Genomic DNA, 18,724 nt, shown 5'->3' with positions numbered 1-18,724 from the left:
GGAGCCTGTCTGGCAAATGGTGAAGCTTTCAAGCCTCCGGCTTCACCCGCTCTATCAAATCATTCAACACATACGTATCCAGAAATGCCTTCGCCTGCGTGATCTGCCCATCCTTGAACGTCAGGTGCCACAGGTAACTGTTTCTGTACGGCTGCTGATCCAGTGCCGTCGCTTCACCGTTCCACAGCACAACCACCACATCGCCTTCAGCAACAATGCTCAGAACAACAGGTTTGACCGGGCTGGCCAGCCGCGCGCTGATCGGTTTTACAGCTCGCTTCAGGAAGTCCTGTTTGCCTTTGTAAAGGCCAGAAACAGGGCTGGACCCAGCGACGGTCCACTCAGCGTCAGGCGCCAACAGGTCGAAGGTGGTGCCTTTGCCTTGCTGCCAATTCACAAACGACTGGCGGACCAACTCCGCATTTGAAGGCTGCGCTGCATTGTCAGTCGCCCACGCCGTGCCCGTTAAAAACACAGACAGCAGGGCAGCCGCTTGAAGTCGAAAAACCGTTTTTAGCCATGTGCGCATGTCGTTCACTCCGTTGCGGTTATCAGGATTCTTGTGGGGAAGAACCTAACCCGCATCTGAGCTGACGGCGTAGCTCGATACTGCGAGGGCTTTGCCTGATGCTGTTTTTTTTGCCTTCAGGATTTGCGCCCGCTGATCTCAATGTGGCCATCACAGTTCATCAACGCCTTAAGCTTCTTCTGTCCGATGTCGAACGGCACTGTCCACCAGTTCGTTCTGGAGTCATACGATGCCCCCGGCTTTAGTTCGTAGGGTGTTGTTTTCACGTGTTCAGGGTGCCGTAAGAAATAAGCATCCAGTGATTGCAGCCAGAACTGCTCACCGTTATCGGGGCAAGACATCTCGGTTGACTCATCGCATCCTGAGAGCACGAGTGACAGCAAAATAGCCAAAGTTTTAAAGCGGGATTTCATTGGCGATTCCTTGAAAGGTCGGGCAAAGCCTAACAGAGGTTCTTAAAGCATGGATGACGGGGCGGGGTTAAGAATTACCGACCGCCGATTACGATAGCCCCACTGCCACGCCCTGCCTGGCACGGTTTGTCGGTCGAAAAAAGAGAGTGAGCGGGTTTGTTGGTATGGTTTATTATTAAATATTGTTATTTTGTTGGTCTATTAAAGTCATATTGTTTTATTTTTTTAGGGGGGGCTCTAAGATGCTTGATTGAAGCGATTAGTGAGAGAGGTTCACCATGGGCAATGCCCTCGTTCCGGAGTTTTCAGTTTCTGACTGGCGCGCTTCAAAGCGCTTCTACTGCGAAATCCTCGGCTTCACCTGCCAATACGAGCGCCCCGAGGAGGGCTTCTGCTACCTGGCATTAGGCGACGCAGAATTGATGATCGACCAGATCGGCGAAGGCAGAACATTCGAGCAAGGCTATCAGCCGGATCATTATCCATTCGGCAGGGGCCTTAATGTCCAGATTCGAGTGCCATCTGTTGAGCCATTGCTTCGCTCGCTCGCCGAACACCACATCAAATTGTTCCTGCCGGTGGAGGATCGCTGGTATCGGGTGGGCGCAGAGGAGAACGGGAATCGGCAGTTTGTGGTAGCTGATCCGGATGGGTATTTGTTGCGGTTTTATGAGCGGTTGGGGAGTCGGAGTGTTCAGGATGAGGCTATGGCGGTTTCAGCATTTCCCAGCGACGAACTTGAAGACCATCGCATCGAGCGTGTAGCCATTGAGCGCCGGGCCGCCTTTGACGAGAAGAATGCCCTGAGCCTCGAGGAGATGGAGGCTCGCTTCAAGTAAAAGGCGGCGAGAGGGCAGGGGGTAATGCCGCTGCGACTAAAGCAACTGCCCACCCGAAATATCAAACGTCGTCCCGTTAGCCCACGCCATGTCGTCAGACAGGATCGCTGCGACTGCACCGCCGATATCATCCGGCAGACCGACACGGCCCAGCGCGATGCCCTGTGCTACATAGGCGTTCACGTCTTTATTGTCGCGCACTACACCGCCGCCAAAATCAGTGGCAATGGCGCCCGGAGCAATCGCATTCACCCGAATCTGGCGCGAACCCAGTTCTACTGCCATGTAACGGGTCAGCGCCTCGACAGCGGCCTTTACCGCCGCATAGAGGCTGTAACCCGGCAACGTAAAGCGCACGAAGCCGGACGAAACGTTCAGGATGCGACCACCATCTTCAACCAGTGGCAGCAGCTTCTGCGTCAGAAAAACAGGACCGCGAAGGTGGGTAGCGACCAGTGAGGCAAACTGGTCTTCGGTTGCGTCAGTGAAGTTCGCGAAGAGACCATTGCCCGCATTGTTGACCAGGAAGTCGAAGCGCTCGCGGCCGAACCCGGTCTTCAACGTCTCCGTTACAGCGCTTGCAAAAGCCGGGTAGCTGGCGGTGTTGGTGATGTCGAGCGGCAGCATCGCTACTTTGCCGCCTATTGCCTGGATTTCCTGCTTCAGCGATTCGGCTTCTGCGACGCCGCTGCGATAGGTGCCGATGATGTGAACGCCACGTTTGGCAAGGTGCAGCGCCATGTTGCGACCAAGGCCACGACTGGCGCCGGTAATGAGTGCGATCTTGTGAGTCATGAGTGTTCTCTGCTGAGTTTCAGGCGCGTCTTTTCGGCGCGGTTTTGACCCGCTCAAGATAGGCAAGTAAAGCAGCGCCACCCACGCCCAATAAGCTCAATTCATTGCCTGATTGTCTCAATCGTATTGCGCGATGACCGGGCGCAGGCATAATCGCCCGATGAACAGAGAGCTTGCGCCGCACCTCGATATCGCCCTGCGCCACGCGCCTCCGGGCCTGACTATCACACCGGTTCCGCGTGTGGATATCTGCGTGGGGCAAGGCTCTACAGAAAAGGCACCATGCCTGTATCGCTCAATGATCTGCTTCATCCTGCAAGGCTCGAAAAGCGTTGCGATTAACGACGAACTGCTGAGCTATGACAGCGAGCAATACCTCATCAGCGCTCTGGACCTGCCCTTGATCGGGCAGATTCTGGATGCTGAGGATGGGCAGCCTTACGTTGCGGTATCGCTCGTGCTCGACCCGGCGATATTGGCGGAATTGGCAGCGACCATGCCTGCGGTTCGCGAGACTGAACAAAAAGGCATTGGCATCGCCATAAACCCGATGAGCGCCCCACTGCGAGACACCTTGCTGCGCTTATTGTCATTGCTCGACACGCCCACCGACATCCCGGTGCTCGGCCCCATGGTCGAACGGGAGTTGCTTTATCGTCTCCTGCAGGGTCCCCAAGGACGACTGCTGCGCCAGATCGCCCAACCCGATGGCGCACTGGGTGGTATCCGCCGAGCCGTTGCGTGGATACGCGATAACTACAACGTCCAACTTCGCATCGACGCCTTGTGCGGTGCCAGCGGCATGAGCCGCGCAAGCCTGCATCGCCACTTCCTGTCCATGACAGGCCTCAGCCCCCTGCGATATCAGAAACAACTCAGATTGCAGGAAGCCCGCCAGCTTCTGCTGGCGGGTGAGCATCGCGCGTCTGACGTGGCATTTGCTGTTGGTTATGAAAGCGCATCGCAGTTTAGTCGGGAGTATTCAAGGCAGTTCGGTGCGTCGCCTGCGCGTGATGTGCGGGAGATACGGCAGGCGATTGGAACTGCGAGAAGGTCCTGATGCGAAGCACTGCCCGCGTCGAGAACAGACAGGGCATTTACTCAGGTTCGGTGACGGCTTTCTTTTAAGAGTCAGCGTGGCTAATGCGACTACAACGTCGGCTTGGGAACAGGAGTATCAGGAATCGACTTGGCATTTTCAGGTCTTACCGGACAGCCGTCGGACAAGCCCCATCGTGTGATGACACCCCCCTCGACAAGAAACCTTTGAACGCACCAGACATACCTTGGGTTATACCCGCCGGCACCTGCAAGCCAGAGATATTCATAAGACAGCATGCTGGAACCATCCGCCATCTTATAGCTGTTTTTCGGCGTCCCCCACGACATGACCAGATCATCTGCCGAGGATCCCACCCATGAGGCCTGTACATCCTCAGTCGTCTGAAAACGCTGGTTATACAACAGATTCCCCAGCGGAGAGTTTGTACACCCGGTGAGCATGACCCCCAACAACGCGACACCTAATAACTTCATACCCTGACTCCGTTAATCAATATTTAACCCGCGACAGGCTTGTTGTTAGCGCCGGGTTATTCATGATTTTTCACGTGGTGAACCTGAATGAAGAATTCCACTTTCATCTTGCGATGTTAAAACGCGTCAGTAGATTCAGGCTGTTAGATCAGTCATTTGATGAAGCTTTATACGCCCCGTCCGCAGCTTGAAAAATAGTACACGTGTACTATTTACCGAGCGCAGAAACATCCTGAGTTGAAGAGGCCGCGTAGGGCTGCTGGCTATTTCGACGGCCGCCGGGGGCGGAGTGGTGCAATGCTGGAGCGGATCTTAGTGGAGAGTGGGTTTACCTGACTCAGGACGGAACCGGCGCCTCAGCATCAATCAGGCTCTGGCTCTTCAGGTCTTCCCAGAAGGCTGCCGGAATGCCGACCTTCATCGCTTGCACATTGGCAATGATCTGCCCCGGCGAGCGCGCCCCTGGAATGATTGCAGACACTTGCGGATGCGCTGCGGCGAACTGCAAGGCGGCCGTGTGAATGTCGATACCATGTTGACTGGCCACCGCCATTATTCGCGCGCGTTTTTCTACTGCACCAGCGGGTATATCTGGGCTGAAGTTGTATCGGCTGCGCCCTCCCAGGAACCCATCATTCAGGGGCGTTCCTACCACGACACTGGTGCCCTTCCTCTTCAAGGCCGGAAAGGTATTACGCAACGCATCGCGGTGATCGAGCAGAGAGTATTGGCAGGCGAGCAGCACGATATCCGGTGTCGGGTCATCGCGGGTCAGCGCCTGAACCACAGCATTCGGCGTATTGACACCAAAGCCCCATGCCTTGATTAAGCCCTCGGCCCGCATCTTTTCAAGCTCAACCATGGCCCCTGTGCGCGCCACTTGATAAGCCGCCTCCCATCCGCCTTCCAGTTCAGTGTTGTCTGGCGAGAGGTCATGGATAAAGACGATATCGATACGCGGCAGACCCAATCGCTGCAGGCTGTCTTCCACAGAGCGACGCGTACCCGCTGCGGTGTAGTCATACCGATAGTTAAAGGGCGCGGGGGACTTCCAGATGGCATTATCCGCGCGCACGCCACCCGCCGCCGTCAGCACTCGGCCGACTTTGGTGGAGATCACATAATCGGCTGGATTTTTGCCGCGCAGAAAACGGCCCAGACGATATTCACTCAGGCCAAACCCGTAGAACGGCGAGGTGTCATACAGCCTTACGCCGGCATTCCAGGCCGCCTGCAAAACCGAATCCGCCTGCTCGTCACTGATGGGCGCAAAGATATTGCCGATCTGCGTCCCGCCCATACCGAAGCGTTGCGGGGTCATGTAACGCATTTTGTGCGAGGGCGAATTGAGGGGCAGGTCTGCGCGCACAATCCGCCCTTCTGTACGCATAACGCTTCCGCGCTCCGTCAGCGGGGAGGGCGCAGGCGCTGCAGCCAGCGAACTGGCGATACTCGATGCCGGTAACAAAGCGGCTGCTACTGCGCCCGCTGCCGAATAGGTAAGAAAATCTCGTCTGTCCATACAGCTCTCCGTTCGCGGCTGAAGTTCTACGGGCTCATCGAAGCCGATATTCCCGATAGAAATTAGAACAACGAGGGATAGGCGAGTGACCCTAAATCGCCATGGTTTATGCATAATCCTGCCGATACGCTTGTGCTGGGCACGCACTCTCAGCAGACTCGAACCTTCCGTTAACTGGGGCGCATGTGATGACGAGCGGTTCAATCTCGCAATTCGGTTTCGGCCATGCGCATTCCCTTAGCCCGCGCGAATCCGTCGAGCCCAATGAGCGTCTCCAGGCACTCGGACGGCTTGTCGAAAAAGTGTCCCGGCAGATCGGTCTCAACGAGATCTGCAAGACGTCGATTCCAGACCTGACCTTCTACCGAATGGCTGAATTGGGCACGCCCACTTACTGCATTTATGAGCCCTGCGTGGCAATCATTCTGCAGGGGTCGAAGGAAATCACGTTCGGTGAAGAGGCCTGTGATTTTGGGCAGGGAATGTTCTTTGTCACATCGGTCGACATCCCGACACTGGCTCGCGTGACAGCGGCAAGCGAGCAGACGCCTTATTTATCCATCGTGCTGAAGCTCGACCTGGCCTTGCTTAACGAAGTCATCCAGATGCAGGCACCTTCCAGACAGGACGTGCCCTCTCAAGCGCGGGGCTTCGCATCTGGAATGGCATCAAGCGAGATGCTCGACGCATTCACTCGGCTCGCCACACTGATCGAGCAGCCACTTGAGGCTGGCTTGATGTCGGACCTGATCAAGCGGGAGATATGCGTCCGACTGCTGCTGAGCAGTGCGGGCCAGTGGTTGCGCAGTGTCACCCGCGACGGTCATCGAGACAAAGGCATCGTCAGAGCCATTGAGTGGTTGAAACTCCACTACGAAAAGCCGCTTCACGTGGCCGAGCTCGCCGAACGATCAGGAATGGCCAGCTCCACTCTGCATCACAACTTCCGCAAACTGACCGGCACCAGCCCTGTTCAATATCAAAAGTCGTTACGGCTGCAAGCCGCGCGCAGCCTGATGTTGACCGACAGGGTAGACGTGAACACCGCCGCGTTGCGGGTCGGATATGAAAGCGTCGCCCAATTCAGCCGCGAATACACCCGACGTTTCGGAGCCCCGCCGTCGAGAGACATCAAGCACGCTAGGGAACACGGTGGAAGGCTGGAATAGCGGCCCCATTCAGATCGACCAAAAAAACCAAAGGATGGAAAGGAATGCTCCTATGAAGGTGATACAAGCTGGGCTGTTTGCATCGTTGCTAGCGATTTGGTCTAACGTGACCGTTGGAAAGGAATCGCCGATCGAGGCCAGCGGTATACGCACAGACTTCGTGTGCACGCAGGATACGGGCCCCTCGATCGTGCCTCAGGATTCAGATGCACAACGTTTATTCCTCTATGCACGCCATCTTGAATACATGCGCGAGGGGGATTACAACAGTGGGAGTCTCGATGAGTTCAACCGCATCAGTCGCTATTACCGTATCGCGTCCGCGTATGGAAACGCCGATGCGACCGAGGCATTGAGGTCCCTACAGTGGAAGTTGATCGATGACAGCTACGATGGTGTTGTCACTGAGCTTCGCCGCAATCGCCAGAAAGAGACCGAGCGCCTGGCGACGTTGCTCACACAGCAGTATCCGTCGCGAGGCTACCTGCTCCAGGCCGCTATGTATGCCCAGGAATGGAATCTTACCGAGGCATTAACCCTGTATCGCAAGGCAGCGGACCTGGGCAATGCCCAGGCGCAGCACCGACTGGCCGAGTATCTCGACGTCAACTCGATCGCAATGTCCAAGGCATTCGGTGCGAAGGCCAAGGACATCGCATTCGCGTTGCCGCTCTACCGCTGTGCCGCCCAGCAAGGACACGGTGGTGCGATGTACGAGCTTGCCATCAAACAAGCCAGAGACCGGCACTACGCCGAAGCGATGGCGGGATTCCAGCAAGCAATAATGATGGGTGAAACTGCTGCTGCAGCCAGACTTGTGGATGCTTTTAACGAGAAAGCGAGCGGGCCTGAAACACTAGGAATGAAGAGTGACGCCGCGCGTTATGAACGATACGAGAAGATCCGTATTTTCTTGATCGATGAGCAAAACTTCGACCCGCGCGTGCCCGAACTGAATCAAATTGTGCCGTTGCCGCCTGCAGCGTTGCCCGAATGGGACGGGACTTTTCAGTGGAAGAAAGAGCAACTCGCACCGCAGGAGGCTCCGTCGGAGACGTTGATGGCCAGCATGGCCAAAGCCAAGGGGTTGGATCCGAAGACGGGATTACCGAAGGATGCGGCGCCTTGATAGTGGCATAGCTGCGTGCGGGGCGGTAACAGCCTTGATTTCCATTGCTCCTCAAAGCCCCGAGCAACTACCCACTCAGGCACGAATAAGGCACTTGCGATATCCGCTAAGTGCCTTGTTTATAGAGCTAATTGGGTGGCCCGGGTAAGCTGAATTGGCTCGGCAACTTATTGATTTATAGAATTAATTTGGATTTTTTGGGGCGCGCGCTGTAGCTGAACTTCACTGCGTCCTCCACCTTGCATCGCGCCATCTCAATCAAATGCACAGCGGAAAATGCATGGTCACGCTGACTGCCGTTCAGGCTCACAACCGCTGAACGCCGTCTCGCCAGAGCTCCAAAGACGCTTCTCGATCACCCTATGCACATCGCAGGCTTCCAGCATCAGCAGGTGAGCGGTACTGGCGATATTCACCAGATCGTTCTCGTTCGCGTCGGTCGGCTTCATGTTGATCAGCGTATCGAGGAACCGCGTGACAAGGCTGACACGCGCCTCCGCGCAGGCTTGCAGGTCTTTCAGTGGCGCTTCTGAGTCCAGCAGGAAAACGGGGTTATCCAGGCCTGGTTGGGTGAGAGGGATGTAGCGGGGGAGTGGTGGGCTGTGGCTCATATGCGGGAAGTCCTGTCCAAAGTGGAGCCGCCACAACACTGAAAGGGTGGCAGCTGTACGCGGGTTGACGAACCGGTCGATCTCAGCCGGCAGACCCGAAGGTCTCCCACGCACAGCCACCATGGCCCTCCCGTAGGCAAACCAAGCCTGCGGGAGGTACAGAACTGCGCATAGATCGAAGTCGGATCGTCAAATCCGGTCGTTGATTTGGCAACGACGGTGCGCAGGTTAGGGTTCCAGCAGGAGGCGAAGGGGGTATTTATATATATTTCGTCTTGAGGTTGAAGTCTGGATGTATTACTGGGCATGAGCGCCTGACCGTCGACCTTTAGAAGCACCAGTTGCGGTTGTGGGGATCATCGTTGGCCGCGAGGTGCTTTTTTGTAATGGGGATTTTGGTGGGCCGGGGTAATCTGAAATGGTGTTTTATCCAATTGATTTTATTGATTATTTATTGTTTGGTATTCTTTTTTGGAATACTAATTGGAATAAACATTCAGAAGCGTACATTGCCCAAAGCTCGTGAGAGTCGACCTACCGCTGCCCCTAGGGCGTATAAATAACCAGTGCTTGTCCAGTAAGCCTGCTGTGAGACGCTCAAGTAACATACCGTTGGAAAAGCCTTGCTAGGAGTTTATGAAGATTCTTGGGATCACTTGTGGTCGTGATATCATATAGCCTGCCTCGAATGTCGCTGGATAGATCCAGGAGTGGGAATCCAACTAGGTCCCCTCAACTCTGTATCCATCACGCCTTGACCGTTGTGTTGTTAAAAGGAATTGCACAAATGCAGGTTTGCTTCGTCGTGATGGGATTTGGCAAGAAAACGGATTACGAAAGTGGGCGCACACTGGATCTGAATGCCACCTACGAGACTATCATTCAGCCTGCCGTTATCAGTAAAGGGCTGCGTTGCGTGAGAGCAGATGAAATCACGCAGTCGGGAATCATCGACGTCCAAATGTACGAGATGCTCCTGCGAGCAGACCTCGTTATTGCTGATATTTCTACCGGAAACGTGAATGCAGTTTATGAGCTTGGTGTTCGGCATGCCCTGCGCCCTAACTCAACGATCATCATGAATGAAGACCAGGGTAAGCTACATTTTGATCTCAACCATGTCAGCACTCTTCGATACGCTCATTTTGGTGAAGACATTATGGGGCGCGAGGTAATCAGGGCGAAGAAGGCCTTGGAAGACCTTATTGAGGCCGCCATGAAGGGGGCTGTCGATAGTCCTGTCTACACCTTCCTTCCTAAACTCGTTTCTCCGCGGATGTCGGATGATCAATACGAGGAGATGATTGATGAGGCGGAAGCGGCGCAGAAGAAGTTATCGCATCATATGCATGCCGGTGAAAAATTCATGCGGCAAAGTGATCACGTTGCCGCTGCCGTAGAGTTTAGGGCTGCGCGGGAAATGAAACCTGAGGAGCCCGACATCCTGCAAAAGCTTGCACTAAGCACCTACAAATCAAAATTACCAGACGAGATTTCGGCGCTGCATACTGGATTGGCTGTGCTAGAGCCTCTTAAACCTGAGCTCTCGAATGATCCGGAAACCTTGGGTATAGCCGGCGCCATCTATAAGCGACTCTGGTTATCTCAAAATGATAGGGCCGCGCTGGATCTCGCCATACGACTGTACGGCAGGGGTTTTGAGGTCAGGCGTGACTATTACAATGGTGAGAACTTTGCCCTGTGCTTCGAGTATCGAGCACAAGAGCATGCAGACCATACAGAAAAAGTCTACGACTTTATGAGTGCTCAAAAGATTCGTCGATCGATCACAAAGTCACTGTCAGCTGTGGAAACATCCCCTGATTTTTTTGACAGGCCGGATAAGCGCTGGGTATATGCAACATTAGCAAACTGCTACTTTGCTTGCGAAGAGCCTTCAATTGGGATGATTTACGAGCAGAAGTTTATAGGGGCGGCCACTGCTCAATGGGAGTTGGACACCTATTACATGGGTAAAGAGGAGCTGATGGCGATCCAGCCTGAAAGGCTATCTACACTGACTCGCGTATAGAAATAGCCTTTTGCTTGCAGGTATTGCCTGAAATTTTGAATCGTTTTTAGAAGGGAAAGGGGAATATGGGATTACCAAGGACGTTTGTCAGCTTTAGCAGTACGGATCTTCATATGTACAATATTATGTGTGCATGGAAGAAAAATAAGCACATTGATTTTAATTTTGCGGACTGTCAGCTTGAAGTTGCAGTTAGATCTGAAGATGAAGCTTATATCAAGCGCAAATGCCGAGAGCGTATAGATATGTCGGGTACATTTGCGCTTTTAATAGGTGATGATACTCGTTACAAATTTAAATATGTTCAGTGGGAAATCGAAGTTGCCCTAGAGAAGGAATGCCGAATTATCGGCGTTAATCTCGACGGTAGCCGCAAGATGAATCCCAACTCTTGCCCTACGGTGATGCGAAACATTGGGGCTGTCTTCGTACCTTGCAGGGCCAGAATCCTCGCCCACGCGCTGGAAAACTTTACGAAGCAGGATCAGGATGATTGGTCATATGGAGACCCGCTGTATACCAAACTTGGTTATGAGGCCCAGTGATGAAAGAATCAGATTTTCCAGGTATTTATCAGGCAGCTGACACCCTTTCCGGCAATGCCCAGGCCCACTTTTTCACTGCTTTGGTTTTCAATTTGCTGTTCTTGGTGTTGGCCGCGGCGGTATCAGTGGTCAATTACCCACATTGGATCTCAGCCGTTGTTCAGGCGGTACTTCTAGCAGGGGCTATGGCAAGCTCCGTGTACCTTGCTTTGGTCAGACCGGAGCGTCTGTGGTACTCCGGTCGCGCTGTAGCCGAGTCCATCAAGACACTAGTCTGGCGCTATGTCTCCCGGGCGGAGCCTTTTCACGAGGCGGATGACGTCTCTAAGAAGCTGCTGCTCGAAAAGCTCAAACAGGTCGTGAAACAAAATAAGGCTATATCAGATAAGCTCATCACTCATCTCAAGGAAAAGCAAATTTCTGACATGATGGTGCAGTTGAGGTCTGGCTCCTTCGATGAACGGCGAAATATCTATATCCAGCATCGGATCAATGATCAGTTGGCTTGGTATGAGAAAAAAGCGACTTTCAATAAGCGAGCATCTTCAAGATTTTTCGCAATATTAGTGATGATAAATGCAATCGCTCTGCTGTGTGCATTGATTAAGATTGCCAACGTACAATATCAGTATTTCCCAACGGACATATTGATCGCCATCGCGGCTAGCTTGTTAACTTGGATGCAGGCGAAGCGCTTCTCGGAGCTTTCCGCATCCTACGCGCTTACCGCCAATGAGATTGGCATCGTTCGCGAGCAAGCTGATGACTTAGTGTCTGATGGTGCCTTATCGTCATTCGTTGGAGATGCAGAAAATGCGTTTTCGCGCGAGCATACGCAGTGGGTAGCGCGTAAAGATAACTGAAGCGAGTTACCGGGACCGGGCGGAAGGTGGTTACCGCTTAAGGCAACGGTCTTCATCTGGTGAGCGGGTCAAGGCTCGTCTGTATAAGACGATGCCTTGTTTTGCTGGCCTGATGCTACTTTAGCTCTGCTGCTAGGTTAGACCAGGGTACTGTTTTAATACCGTAATCCGATACCCATTTCGGTGGGGGAGATCCTAAATGCTGTCCTGAATGCACAGCAACAACCTTCTTCCCTAATTCAAGGCTTTTTTCGACTTCCCATTTCACCCATTGGCTTTGGGCAGTAGAGTCCGAGATGAACACGACCGTCACTGACGCTCGGTTGATTCGCTCCGCAATCTTGCGTTTGATGTACTCCGCCTGTTCACTGTTGTAGGCCTCACGAACGGAGTGGTCATTGAACTCAAGGTCATTATTTTCATTTTTTGCTTGAGCCCTGAGCAAATTGACCTCATTCATGTCTTCTGTAGCGAAGCTGATGAACACGTTCCGTTTACCTTCTTGAAGCGCCTCTTTAGCCTTCTGCTCCAGTGATCTCACATCACCCAGCCGACTCCATCCTCCAGAGCTGCTACCGCCCATCGCTGGTCACCTCGAATTTAAACTCGTTGCAAGAAATGCAATTTCCGCAAGGTACCTCGTCACCTATGTGGCAAGAATAGGTACCTGAAATTCCCTTTTCTGCAGCCAAAGCCACCACATCTGGTTTGGTAAAAACAGATAGCGGTGCAAGCACTTTTATTGTTCTACCCATGCATAGCGATATCATGCGTTCCGCTTCGGCAAGAAAGCCAGAGGTCTGATCAGGGAACAAGCTGGTGCTTTCGTGCAACAGCCCAATCGAAATAGCGTCAGCGTTTTTCTGAAGTGCATAAGCGGCAGCGGTCAGCAGAAAAAGCATGTTGCGCCCTGGCGTGAATGCATCATCAATGATGTGTAACGAGGTATCGGTCAGGCCTGAACGTATCAATTTGCCAAAACCGCCCAAACTCGCAATTTCAGGCTCTGGAAGGCCCAGCGTCTTCATCGCGACCCGGCAAGCTGCCAGTTCTCGATCGCGTGCACGCTGACCATAATCGACAAATAGAGGGAAAATTTGGAGCCCTTCCTCCTGCGCAAGTTTTGCAACCAGTGTGGAGTCCAGCCCGCCGGAAACGAGAGTGACGATGCTCATACTAAAACAGCCTCCTGCTTTCTATTTGCGACTCGCATGACGATCCAGATTGCCCAGTCTAGTAGGCCCACGGAGCAATCCAGCTGTCGCGCATGATCCCGAAGCTTTTTTTCGTGCTTACCGTATTGATTCAAGCCAGATATTGATGTCTGTGCGCCCGAGTAAATCCCTTGGGCTGACATGTAATTGAGCACGTGACGATCCAATATCGCCAAGTCGTAGGTCACCCCGCAGTTGCGCAGGAACATACTGGCCTGTTTCGGCCCGACACCGTTGGCATGAGCAACCAGCCAGGTACGAGCATCATTGGCATCACCACTGATCAATGACTTGAGCGAACCTCCTGCGTTGCTAACAGCTGCTCGGGTGGCTGCTAGCTGTTCGGCTCTTGCCTTGGGAAATCGGTAGTTGCGCTTCTTACCATCGACGTCCAGCGGCTCACGAAGGAGTTCGTAAAGACAAAGGCTTAAGCGATCAACGTCCTGATCACCGTCACGAAGCAGCCCTTGCTGATCGATTGCATCTGCGGCAGCCATCGCTAGGGAATAGGGGACTTGACTGCTCAGGATGCAGCATGAGAGCTCCCACCAAAGGTGGCGTTCATCGGAGACTACGCCCACCTCAATACGCGAGCGAATGTCTGGGCAGACCGCAGAGACGGCTCTCGACAGCGCTTCTGGGGAATAGGTGGTCATGTAAAAATCTCCGGGAACAGCTTTTTCAGGTCTTCTGAGGTGAAGGCGTTCATAACGCCCAGTGCAAACAGTCGTGCGTCGTTTGTCGAGATGAAGTCACGCATGTCGCGGCCAAACTCTTTATAGTACTCCAGATTATAAAGGGCGACCCGTCCCGCATATTCAATCTCAGGTGTAGCGTCCACCAGATCGAGGAATTGAGTGCGGGTAGCTTTACCTTGAAAGAAATCGAAATGCTGAAAGTGGTGCAGACGGCCTTGGACGGGATCCACCGCAAATCGGCACCACTCCAGGCCGTCGAATGTATCGGCGCCGGCGGCCACCAGTACTGCGATGCTCCACGGGTTTCCTGTTCCCAACAAATGGATCGGTTGGTAATAGGGTAGGCAATCTAGCTCCTTTCGGAGCATTTTCATCGTTTTAGCTCGCATTGCCAGACCCGCGCCCAGCTCTCTCTCTGGAAGTGCGATGACCAGGGGGCGAAGTTGTTTGGAAACTTCTCTGACAATTTCGGGAAGCCTCGCCAAGCCTTCCTCGCCCTGATCTACATGGATGATGGGAAATACAGGAGAAGTAGTGAGCTTTGAATCCCGTTTTACAGCAGAGATGATTTGCTCAATCGCCTCTCGTGGATCGCTGCTAGGGTTCATTTCATCAAAACTGAATGCCCAGTCATGCGGAGTGTCCTTCAACGCCTTGTGGAAGTCTTTTGGCTTCCACTGCTCGTCCTCCAAGCGCTGAGCCTCATAATTTCCCGAATCGATTAGCACAAGTCCTCCATTGTCACGGTAGGATTTGATGTGGCTGATCATCTGGACGCGGTTGGCCGAGTTCACGAGATCATAGGCTGAAACGAGAATTGAGGAGGTGCTATGTGCTTTAAGCACTTTCAGCGCATCGACCGGATCAAACTGGGTTTCGTGCGAGGACACAGACATAAATATGTTGGGAATTGGCAGCTTTCCACCCGCTAAGACCTGGATTCGCTCCTGCTCGCGTCCTTCGACGACGGTTCCGATTTTCGTATGCAGAAGCTTCATGCCAGGATGTTCAGCCTCACCGTTCCACTGACGAAAATCGATGCTGCTATAGTGGCCGTATGGGTAGGGGGCGTCACTGTCGTCCAGTTCCAAGGGGATAATGATTTTATTGTACTTTTCCCCTAATCTCAGCTCCTCTGTCACAGCTGGCTTGTCGGCATAAACCGAATAAAGCGCGACGATGCACTTCGTTTTCGCGAGGTTTATTTTTATGGCGCGATTGTAGTCACCGACGATGTGGTCGTCCCACCACACCTTCCAGCGACGGGCGAGAAGGTCGTACACCTTCTGGGCTGTTTCACGATTTTCTCGTGCATAAATAATGTATACATCGGACATGGGGCGATCAGGTCTCGGCTAATTACATTCCATTGCATGACCCAGAGGGTGATGCCTCAAGTTCGTTACTGCTTTTCTATTTTTTTTGATTTAGCTGCCCAAGCAGTCAAGTACATTGCCGTAGTGAAGTCGTCAGTAATCCAGTCGCTATCGGCTATGGAGGTCGGTGTGTCGGCACGTTCATGCAGTGTCACGAGAGGTACGGCGGTGGCTTTGGCAACCTGTATGCGAGCCAGAGATTCGAGTGACAAGCCATCATCAATAACCAGTATTGCGCTAGCGCTCGTATTGTTCGATCCGAACTCAAGCTGGGGGCAACGCACGTCCATCCCCAGCTCGCGTAATGCGAATCGGGCTTCCTCCATTACAAAACGTTGCCCCAGCGTTTCAGTCGCTCCCTCAAGGGACACTGAACCACCCGCCGACCCGGAAACTGGCAGCAGTCGCGACATCAAGGCTCGGTCGAACCCAAAGTTTCGGGTTTCGCAATATAGAGAGACTGAGCGAGAGGCTAGGTCAGCTGCTTTTGCAGCCTCAATGCCTTCTTGGGCCCAATGGAGTGCGAACATAGCGCTGAATACGTCACCCGTTCCTATCTTAAATACCCTAGAAGAGCGATATGCCGGGATGTGGGAGGATTGCCCCGAGCGTTCATAAACTATTGCCCCACGAGTGCCACATTTAACTACCACGATCGCAGCGCCTTGCTTCTTCATGAGCTCAGCGGCTGCTTTATCCTGTTCGGCAACTCCGGTGGCGTGCTGCAACTCCAGCTCATTCAACACGACTGCAAGTTCGTTGGCCGTCGATCCATTGGCTGCAAAAGTCTGGGGATTACGCCATGTCTGAGGGTCGTAGACAGCACGGTTGGCTTTCACGACAGCGTCCCCCTCAAGGAAGCCGAAACGCAGCACGGCTTCACCTGAAACGTTTATTGAAGGTTGACGCTCAATGTGGGGGCGGGCGGGTTGTATGTAAGGGACAGAGAGCGGATGAAAATAGGCAAAGGCGATCGGCGACGGTCGTGATGTGATGCTCAAACGTATGCCTTGGTTACGTAGAGCAGAGAGAGTCAGTTGGTCAGACGGTGAGGCATACGTGTGCAGTTCGACATCTGAACAATGGGCTGCGGCGGCAGCAGCCGCGCGGGCTCCGGAGCCGAATGTTGCATCCCAAAATGGCATGTCGCAGAGCTCACGGTAAAGACCACCAGCAATTTGCATTCCTTTGCCCCTATCCTGCGTGCTGAAAGGACTTCAGCAGTCGCGCCATCCACTTGCCAATTCGTCTGGGCGCTGAATTTCCCCATATACACTTACTGTCGGCACTTGGACGTCGATATTATCGGCGCGAGGACAAAATGCCATCAATCCGGTCTTAACTCAACATCTGCCCGCTGATTGAGGGTTGAAGGCTTGCGCTTTCGAGTGGGTTCGGAACAAAGCGACGGGATAGTCCGACCTATCACTACAAACTTATAAATATGGTCTAGGTCTGCTATCAACTTCATCAGCTATTGCTGTGGAGCGGGGCATTAAATCTGGAGACTACCAGCGAGGCGATCTGGGCGGCCCCGGCCCGACTGTGCCCATGGTTCGGCGGATCGACTAGCGTTGTGCTAGGCGTCGTTAAAGGTGTTGGCATGACTCCGGTGCAAGAAATGGCCGGGCAGACTGTCAATCTGCCCTACTCTGAGAGTGAATATCTATAACCTTCTGTAGCTACTGCGTGAGCTCTCGCAGACGAACAGAAAGTGCAGTACTCAGCAACGTGAGTTGATCATTGCTATATCGGATGAATCGGATGTGACGTAAATCGAAGGGGATATCCGCAGAATCGTTGGTCAGAATTATCACTTCTTTGCCCCAAGCGTGTGCTAATCCAAGCTCATAGAAAACGTTAGCATTTTTTTCAGAACAGTCGAAAATTACAACACATGACCTATCAATGAGATTCGCCACGTCATCAATAACCGCTGGATTTTCCCAAATGTTATCGGCGCGGATGCATGCCAGTCCGACTCCCAGGCAGGCGCCTTGGATTGCATGGAATACTGTTGTGTATGCCGAAGCAAAAGGCATCATTACCGAAACCAGGTGCGGATCTACTTGGGGATGAGCTGGAAGCCTGAAGACCGTCGGAGCTCTGGTTGCTTGTCTCAGTCCCGTGTGGATGACCCGGTAGAGGTCTACATCCTTTAACGCCCAATGACCCCGATTGAACTCTGTCAGTCCGCGCCCGGATGTTGAGATATGTAGGTTGCGAGACAGACGATGAATTTCAGCTTGTGGGATTGGCGGCGTGCCTCGCTCAAAGACGACCTCGAACTCAACATCTGTGCCAACTATTCTGGGGTTTAGAACTCTGCCTACATGTGCAAATTGCGGCTCATGTCCTTGATCTTCTTGAACGAACAATGCCGGTTGATTTTGAAGTGCTGAAAAGTCTGGTCCTGCAGCGGTAGTGAATGCGTTTCGAATGACCTCGTCGGTGTACTCAAAAAGCCGCTCGGATCTCATTGAGTTAAGGCCTTCTGTCCAAGGGCTGTATCGCATGATGAAGTTATACATCTCAAATCCTTTTATTGGCGTTTTGGCTGCGAGCGATTACCGGCGGCTATAGCCTGACCGATTCTATCAGCGTGGCCAGAACCTGTAGTTAGGAGTCGTCGGGTCAGATTTGAAGCGGTATGCAGCCACCAAATACCGGCGAGCGTCAGCGTCTGACAGGCAGCCTTCATTACGATGCATAGCTTGTTGATACTGCATGCGTGTTTTGTCACTGCTTCACATTTACGCTTTGTCCGTCGCGGTCAGTCCCGTGGCCGGGAGTCAGAACCTGAATTGTTCGAGGCGCATGGCATGGCGCCATAGCCAGCGATTAAGTGCTTACAGAGGCTTAGCTGCTGCTTTTCTATGGCGGTCCGTGCGGGGCAGGCTTCGGCCTGGCCGGTTCTCTCGGACGCCGGTTTCTGACCCCCGTACGGTCCGCAACCCATTTCGTGTCAGGGCGGCTGGGTGGACGGCTCCTTAACTGTCCGAGGAGATAAGGAAAATGACCTGTCCCCCCTTTTGAGCTCGTGCGCCGCCCTGGCTGTTTTTTTCTTACCGCAAACTATCTCGGAGGATTCCGTGATGTTTGAGCTCTCGCTTCTAATTGGTCTCCCCAAACCCAACACCATTGATACTGCATCGCTTACCTCTGAAGATGCCGCGGCTAAACTCCGGCAGGCTGCCACTCTTCGGCTTAATGGAGCGCAGAGTATTCTGCTTCATTTCCCGCAGGACGTTGAGCTGGCGGTAGAGCTGCTGGATGATGCCGCAGTGTTGTTCGACAAGGAGTTTCGATATCTGTGTATCCCTGCTTAACGGGTTCTTCAACAGATCGGTGAGTACTTCTCTGTCCCGTCTGGTGAAGGCCATCCCGGAATCCGAACCCCATGGGGCAATGAATTCGGCCCGATGATTGAGGACGGCGTCCGTTGTGCTGATA

20 protein-coding genes are annotated in these 18,724 nt (G+C 53.3%); 8 read left to right on the top strand and 12 right to left on the bottom strand.

Features of this window, described 5'->3' with window-relative positions; genetic code table 11:
- Positions 1 to 28 precede the first annotated feature (28 nt).
- Both K3169_RS25665 and K3169_RS25660 read right to left on the bottom strand, forming a co-directional pair.
- Positions 29 to 529 (bottom strand): nuclear transport factor 2 family protein, encoded by a 501-nt coding sequence (locus tag K3169_RS25665; protein ID WP_263268683.1) that lies wholly within the window; start codon positions 527 to 529, stop codon positions 29 to 31.
- 116 nt (positions 530 to 645) lie between these two features.
- The gene (locus K3169_RS25660) at positions 646 to 942 is read right to left on the bottom strand and encodes a hypothetical protein (protein WP_263268682.1); all 297 of its coding nucleotides are present in this window, start codon (positions 940 to 942) and stop codon (positions 646 to 648) included.
- Positions 943 to 1,220: 278 nt separating this feature from the next.
- Here K3169_RS25660 and K3169_RS25655 point away from each other — a divergent pair, with 278 nt between their 5' ends.
- Complete coding sequence (locus K3169_RS25655) at positions 1,221 to 1,781, top strand: bleomycin resistance protein (RefSeq protein ID WP_263268680.1); 561 nt, start codon at positions 1,221 to 1,223, stop codon at positions 1,779 to 1,781.
- A 36-nt stretch (positions 1,782 to 1,817) separates the two neighbouring features.
- Here K3169_RS25655 and K3169_RS25650 read toward each other — a convergent pair whose 3' ends face one another.
- Positions 1,818 to 2,576 (bottom strand): SDR family NAD(P)-dependent oxidoreductase, encoded by a 759-nt coding sequence (locus tag K3169_RS25650; RefSeq protein ID WP_231675898.1) that lies wholly within the window; start codon positions 2,574 to 2,576, stop codon positions 1,818 to 1,820.
- Positions 2,577 to 2,736: 160 nt separating this feature from the next.
- Between K3169_RS25650 and K3169_RS25645 the strand changes: the two genes are divergently transcribed.
- Positions 2,737 to 3,636, top strand: coding sequence for an AraC family transcriptional regulator (locus K3169_RS25645; protein WP_231675905.1), 900 nt, complete (start codon positions 2,737 to 2,739; stop codon positions 3,634 to 3,636).
- 89 nt (positions 3,637 to 3,725) lie between these two features.
- On the opposite strand, the gene K3169_RS25640 is transcribed toward K3169_RS25645, so the two are convergent.
- Complete coding sequence (locus K3169_RS25640; protein WP_027901423.1) at positions 3,726 to 4,112, bottom strand: hypothetical protein; 387 nt, start codon at positions 4,110 to 4,112, stop codon at positions 3,726 to 3,728.
- Positions 4,113 to 4,449: 337 nt separating this feature from the next.
- Positions 4,450 to 5,634 (bottom strand): aldo/keto reductase, encoded by a 1,185-nt coding sequence (locus K3169_RS25635; RefSeq protein WP_263268679.1) that lies wholly within the window; start codon positions 5,632 to 5,634, stop codon positions 4,450 to 4,452.
- A gap of 188 nt (positions 5,635 to 5,822) precedes the next feature.
- Here K3169_RS25635 and K3169_RS25630 point away from each other — a divergent pair, with 188 nt between their 5' ends.
- Both K3169_RS25630 and K3169_RS25625 read left to right on the top strand, forming a co-directional pair.
- Positions 5,823 to 6,803: an AraC family transcriptional regulator gene (locus K3169_RS25630; RefSeq protein ID WP_263268678.1), complete on the top strand. Its 981-nt coding sequence runs from the start codon at positions 5,823 to 5,825 to the stop codon at positions 6,801 to 6,803.
- Between the two features lie 52 nt (positions 6,804 to 6,855).
- Positions 6,856 to 7,932: a DUF6396 domain-containing protein gene (locus K3169_RS25625; RefSeq protein ID WP_263268677.1), complete on the top strand. Its 1,077-nt coding sequence runs from the start codon at positions 6,856 to 6,858 to the stop codon at positions 7,930 to 7,932.
- A 284-nt stretch (positions 7,933 to 8,216) separates the two neighbouring features.
- Here K3169_RS25625 and K3169_RS25620 read toward each other — a convergent pair whose 3' ends face one another.
- Positions 8,217 to 8,543, bottom strand: coding sequence for a hypothetical protein (locus K3169_RS25620; RefSeq protein WP_263268675.1), 327 nt, complete (start codon positions 8,541 to 8,543; stop codon positions 8,217 to 8,219).
- 787 nt (positions 8,544 to 9,330) lie between these two features.
- Here K3169_RS25620 and K3169_RS25615 point away from each other — a divergent pair.
- The 3 genes from K3169_RS25615 (at position 9,331) to K3169_RS25605 (ending at position 11,983) form a co-directional block, all read left to right on the top strand.
- Complete coding sequence (locus tag K3169_RS25615; protein WP_263268673.1) at positions 9,331 to 10,575, top strand: DUF4071 domain-containing protein; 1,245 nt, start codon at positions 9,331 to 9,333, stop codon at positions 10,573 to 10,575.
- A 65-nt stretch (positions 10,576 to 10,640) separates the two neighbouring features.
- Positions 10,641 to 11,120: a TIR domain-containing protein gene (locus tag K3169_RS25610; protein WP_263268671.1), complete on the top strand. Its 480-nt coding sequence runs from the start codon at positions 10,641 to 10,643 to the stop codon at positions 11,118 to 11,120.
- Entirely contained in the window at positions 11,120 to 11,983 is an 864-nt protein-coding gene (locus tag K3169_RS25605; RefSeq protein ID WP_263268670.1) for a DUF4231 domain-containing protein, read from the top strand. Before K3169_RS25610 ends, K3169_RS25605 begins: the two co-directional genes overlap by 1 nt.
- Before the next feature lie 115 nt (positions 11,984 to 12,098).
- On the opposite strand, the gene K3169_RS25600 is transcribed toward K3169_RS25605, so the two are convergent.
- From K3169_RS25600 to K3169_RS25575, 6 genes are all read right to left on the bottom strand, one after another.
- Entirely contained in the window at positions 12,099 to 12,566 is a 468-nt protein-coding gene (locus K3169_RS25600) for a TIR domain-containing protein (RefSeq protein WP_263268668.1), read from the bottom strand.
- Positions 12,556 to 13,158 (bottom strand): 7-cyano-7-deazaguanine synthase, encoded by a 603-nt coding sequence (locus K3169_RS25595; RefSeq protein ID WP_263268666.1) that lies wholly within the window; start codon positions 13,156 to 13,158, stop codon positions 12,556 to 12,558. Before K3169_RS25595 ends, K3169_RS25600 begins: the two co-directional genes overlap by 11 nt.
- Positions 13,155 to 13,853, bottom strand: a complete 699-nt coding sequence (locus tag K3169_RS25590; protein WP_263268664.1) for a DNA lyase — start codon at positions 13,851 to 13,853, stop codon at positions 13,155 to 13,157. The genes K3169_RS25595 and K3169_RS25590 overlap by 4 nt, the downstream gene beginning before the upstream one ends.
- Positions 13,850 to 15,232: a TIR domain-containing protein gene (locus tag K3169_RS25585; RefSeq protein WP_263268662.1), complete on the bottom strand. Its 1,383-nt coding sequence runs from the start codon at positions 15,230 to 15,232 to the stop codon at positions 13,850 to 13,852. The genes K3169_RS25590 and K3169_RS25585 overlap by 4 nt, the downstream gene beginning before the upstream one ends.
- Positions 15,233 to 15,297: 65 nt before the next feature.
- Entirely contained in the window at positions 15,298 to 16,455 is a 1,158-nt protein-coding gene (locus K3169_RS25580) for a carbohydrate kinase family protein (protein ID WP_263268660.1), read from the bottom strand.
- Between the two features lie 498 nt (positions 16,456 to 16,953).
- The gene (locus tag K3169_RS25575; protein WP_263268658.1) at positions 16,954 to 17,802 is read right to left on the bottom strand and encodes a hypothetical protein; all 849 of its coding nucleotides are present in this window, start codon (positions 17,800 to 17,802) and stop codon (positions 16,954 to 16,956) included.
- Positions 17,803 to 18,366: 564 nt separating this feature from the next.
- Here K3169_RS25575 and K3169_RS25570 point away from each other — a divergent pair.
- Positions 18,367 to 18,600, top strand: a complete 234-nt coding sequence (locus K3169_RS25570; RefSeq protein ID WP_263268657.1) for a hypothetical protein — start codon at positions 18,367 to 18,369, stop codon at positions 18,598 to 18,600.
- Positions 18,601 to 18,724: the final 124 nt, after the last annotated feature.

It is taken from the genome of Pseudomonas phytophila (assembly GCF_025643095.1).
Taxonomy (GTDB): domain Bacteria; phylum Pseudomonadota; class Gammaproteobacteria; order Pseudomonadales; family Pseudomonadaceae; genus Aquipseudomonas; species Aquipseudomonas quasicaspiana.
This window is presented reverse-complemented; position numbering and strand designations above follow the sequence as displayed.

Bases quoted from the DNA above. Each gene is read 5' to 3' on its own strand.
- K3169_RS25635 (WP_263268679.1), bottom strand. From the start codon at position 5,634: ATGGACAGACGAGATTTTCTTACCTATTCGGCAGCGGGCGCAGTAGCA.
- K3169_RS25655 (WP_263268680.1), top strand. From the start codon at position 1,221: ATGGGCAATGCCCTCGTTCCGGAGTTTTCAGTTTCTGACTGGCGCGCT.
- K3169_RS25650 (WP_231675898.1), bottom strand. From the start codon at position 2,576: ATGACTCACAAGATCGCACTCATTACCGGCGCCAGTCGTGGCCTTGGT.
- K3169_RS25640 (WP_027901423.1), bottom strand. From the start codon at position 4,112: ATGAAGTTATTAGGTGTCGCGTTGTTGGGGGTCATGCTCACCGGGTGT.
- K3169_RS25590 (WP_263268664.1), bottom strand. From the start codon at position 13,853: ATGACCACCTATTCCCCAGAAGCGCTGTCGAGAGCCGTCTCTGCGGTC.
- K3169_RS25645 (WP_231675905.1), top strand. From the start codon at position 2,737: ATGAACAGAGAGCTTGCGCCGCACCTCGATATCGCCCTGCGCCACGCG.
- K3169_RS25630 (WP_263268678.1), top strand. From the start codon at position 5,823: ATGACGAGCGGTTCAATCTCGCAATTCGGTTTCGGCCATGCGCATTCC.
- K3169_RS25605 (WP_263268670.1), top strand. From the start codon at position 11,120: ATGAAAGAATCAGATTTTCCAGGTATTTATCAGGCAGCTGACACCCTT.
- K3169_RS25615 (WP_263268673.1), top strand. From the start codon at position 9,331: ATGCAGGTTTGCTTCGTCGTGATGGGATTTGGCAAGAAAACGGATTAC.
- K3169_RS25575 (WP_263268658.1), bottom strand. From the start codon at position 17,802: ATGTATAACTTCATCATGCGATACAGCCCTTGGACAGAAGGCCTTAAC.
- K3169_RS25585 (WP_263268662.1), bottom strand. From the start codon at position 15,232: ATGTCCGATGTATACATTATTTATGCACGAGAAAATCGTGAAACAGCC.
- K3169_RS25625 (WP_263268677.1), top strand. From the start codon at position 6,856: ATGAAGGTGATACAAGCTGGGCTGTTTGCATCGTTGCTAGCGATTTGG.
- K3169_RS25595 (WP_263268666.1), bottom strand. From the start codon at position 13,158: ATGAGCATCGTCACTCTCGTTTCCGGCGGGCTGGACTCCACACTGGTT.
- K3169_RS25600 (WP_263268668.1), bottom strand. From the start codon at position 12,566: ATGGGCGGTAGCAGCTCTGGAGGATGGAGTCGGCTGGGTGATGTGAGA.
- K3169_RS25620 (WP_263268675.1), bottom strand. From the start codon at position 8,543: ATGAGCCACAGCCCACCACTCCCCCGCTACATCCCTCTCACCCAACCA.
- K3169_RS25660 (WP_263268682.1), bottom strand. From the start codon at position 942: ATGAAATCCCGCTTTAAAACTTTGGCTATTTTGCTGTCACTCGTGCTC.
- K3169_RS25665 (WP_263268683.1), bottom strand. From the start codon at position 529: ATGCGCACATGGCTAAAAACGGTTTTTCGACTTCAAGCGGCTGCCCTG.
- K3169_RS25610 (WP_263268671.1), top strand. From the start codon at position 10,641: ATGGGATTACCAAGGACGTTTGTCAGCTTTAGCAGTACGGATCTTCAT.
- K3169_RS25570 (WP_263268657.1), top strand. From the start codon at position 18,367: ATGTTTGAGCTCTCGCTTCTAATTGGTCTCCCCAAACCCAACACCATT.
- K3169_RS25580 (WP_263268660.1), bottom strand. From the start codon at position 16,455: ATGCAAATTGCTGGTGGTCTTTACCGTGAGCTCTGCGACATGCCATTT.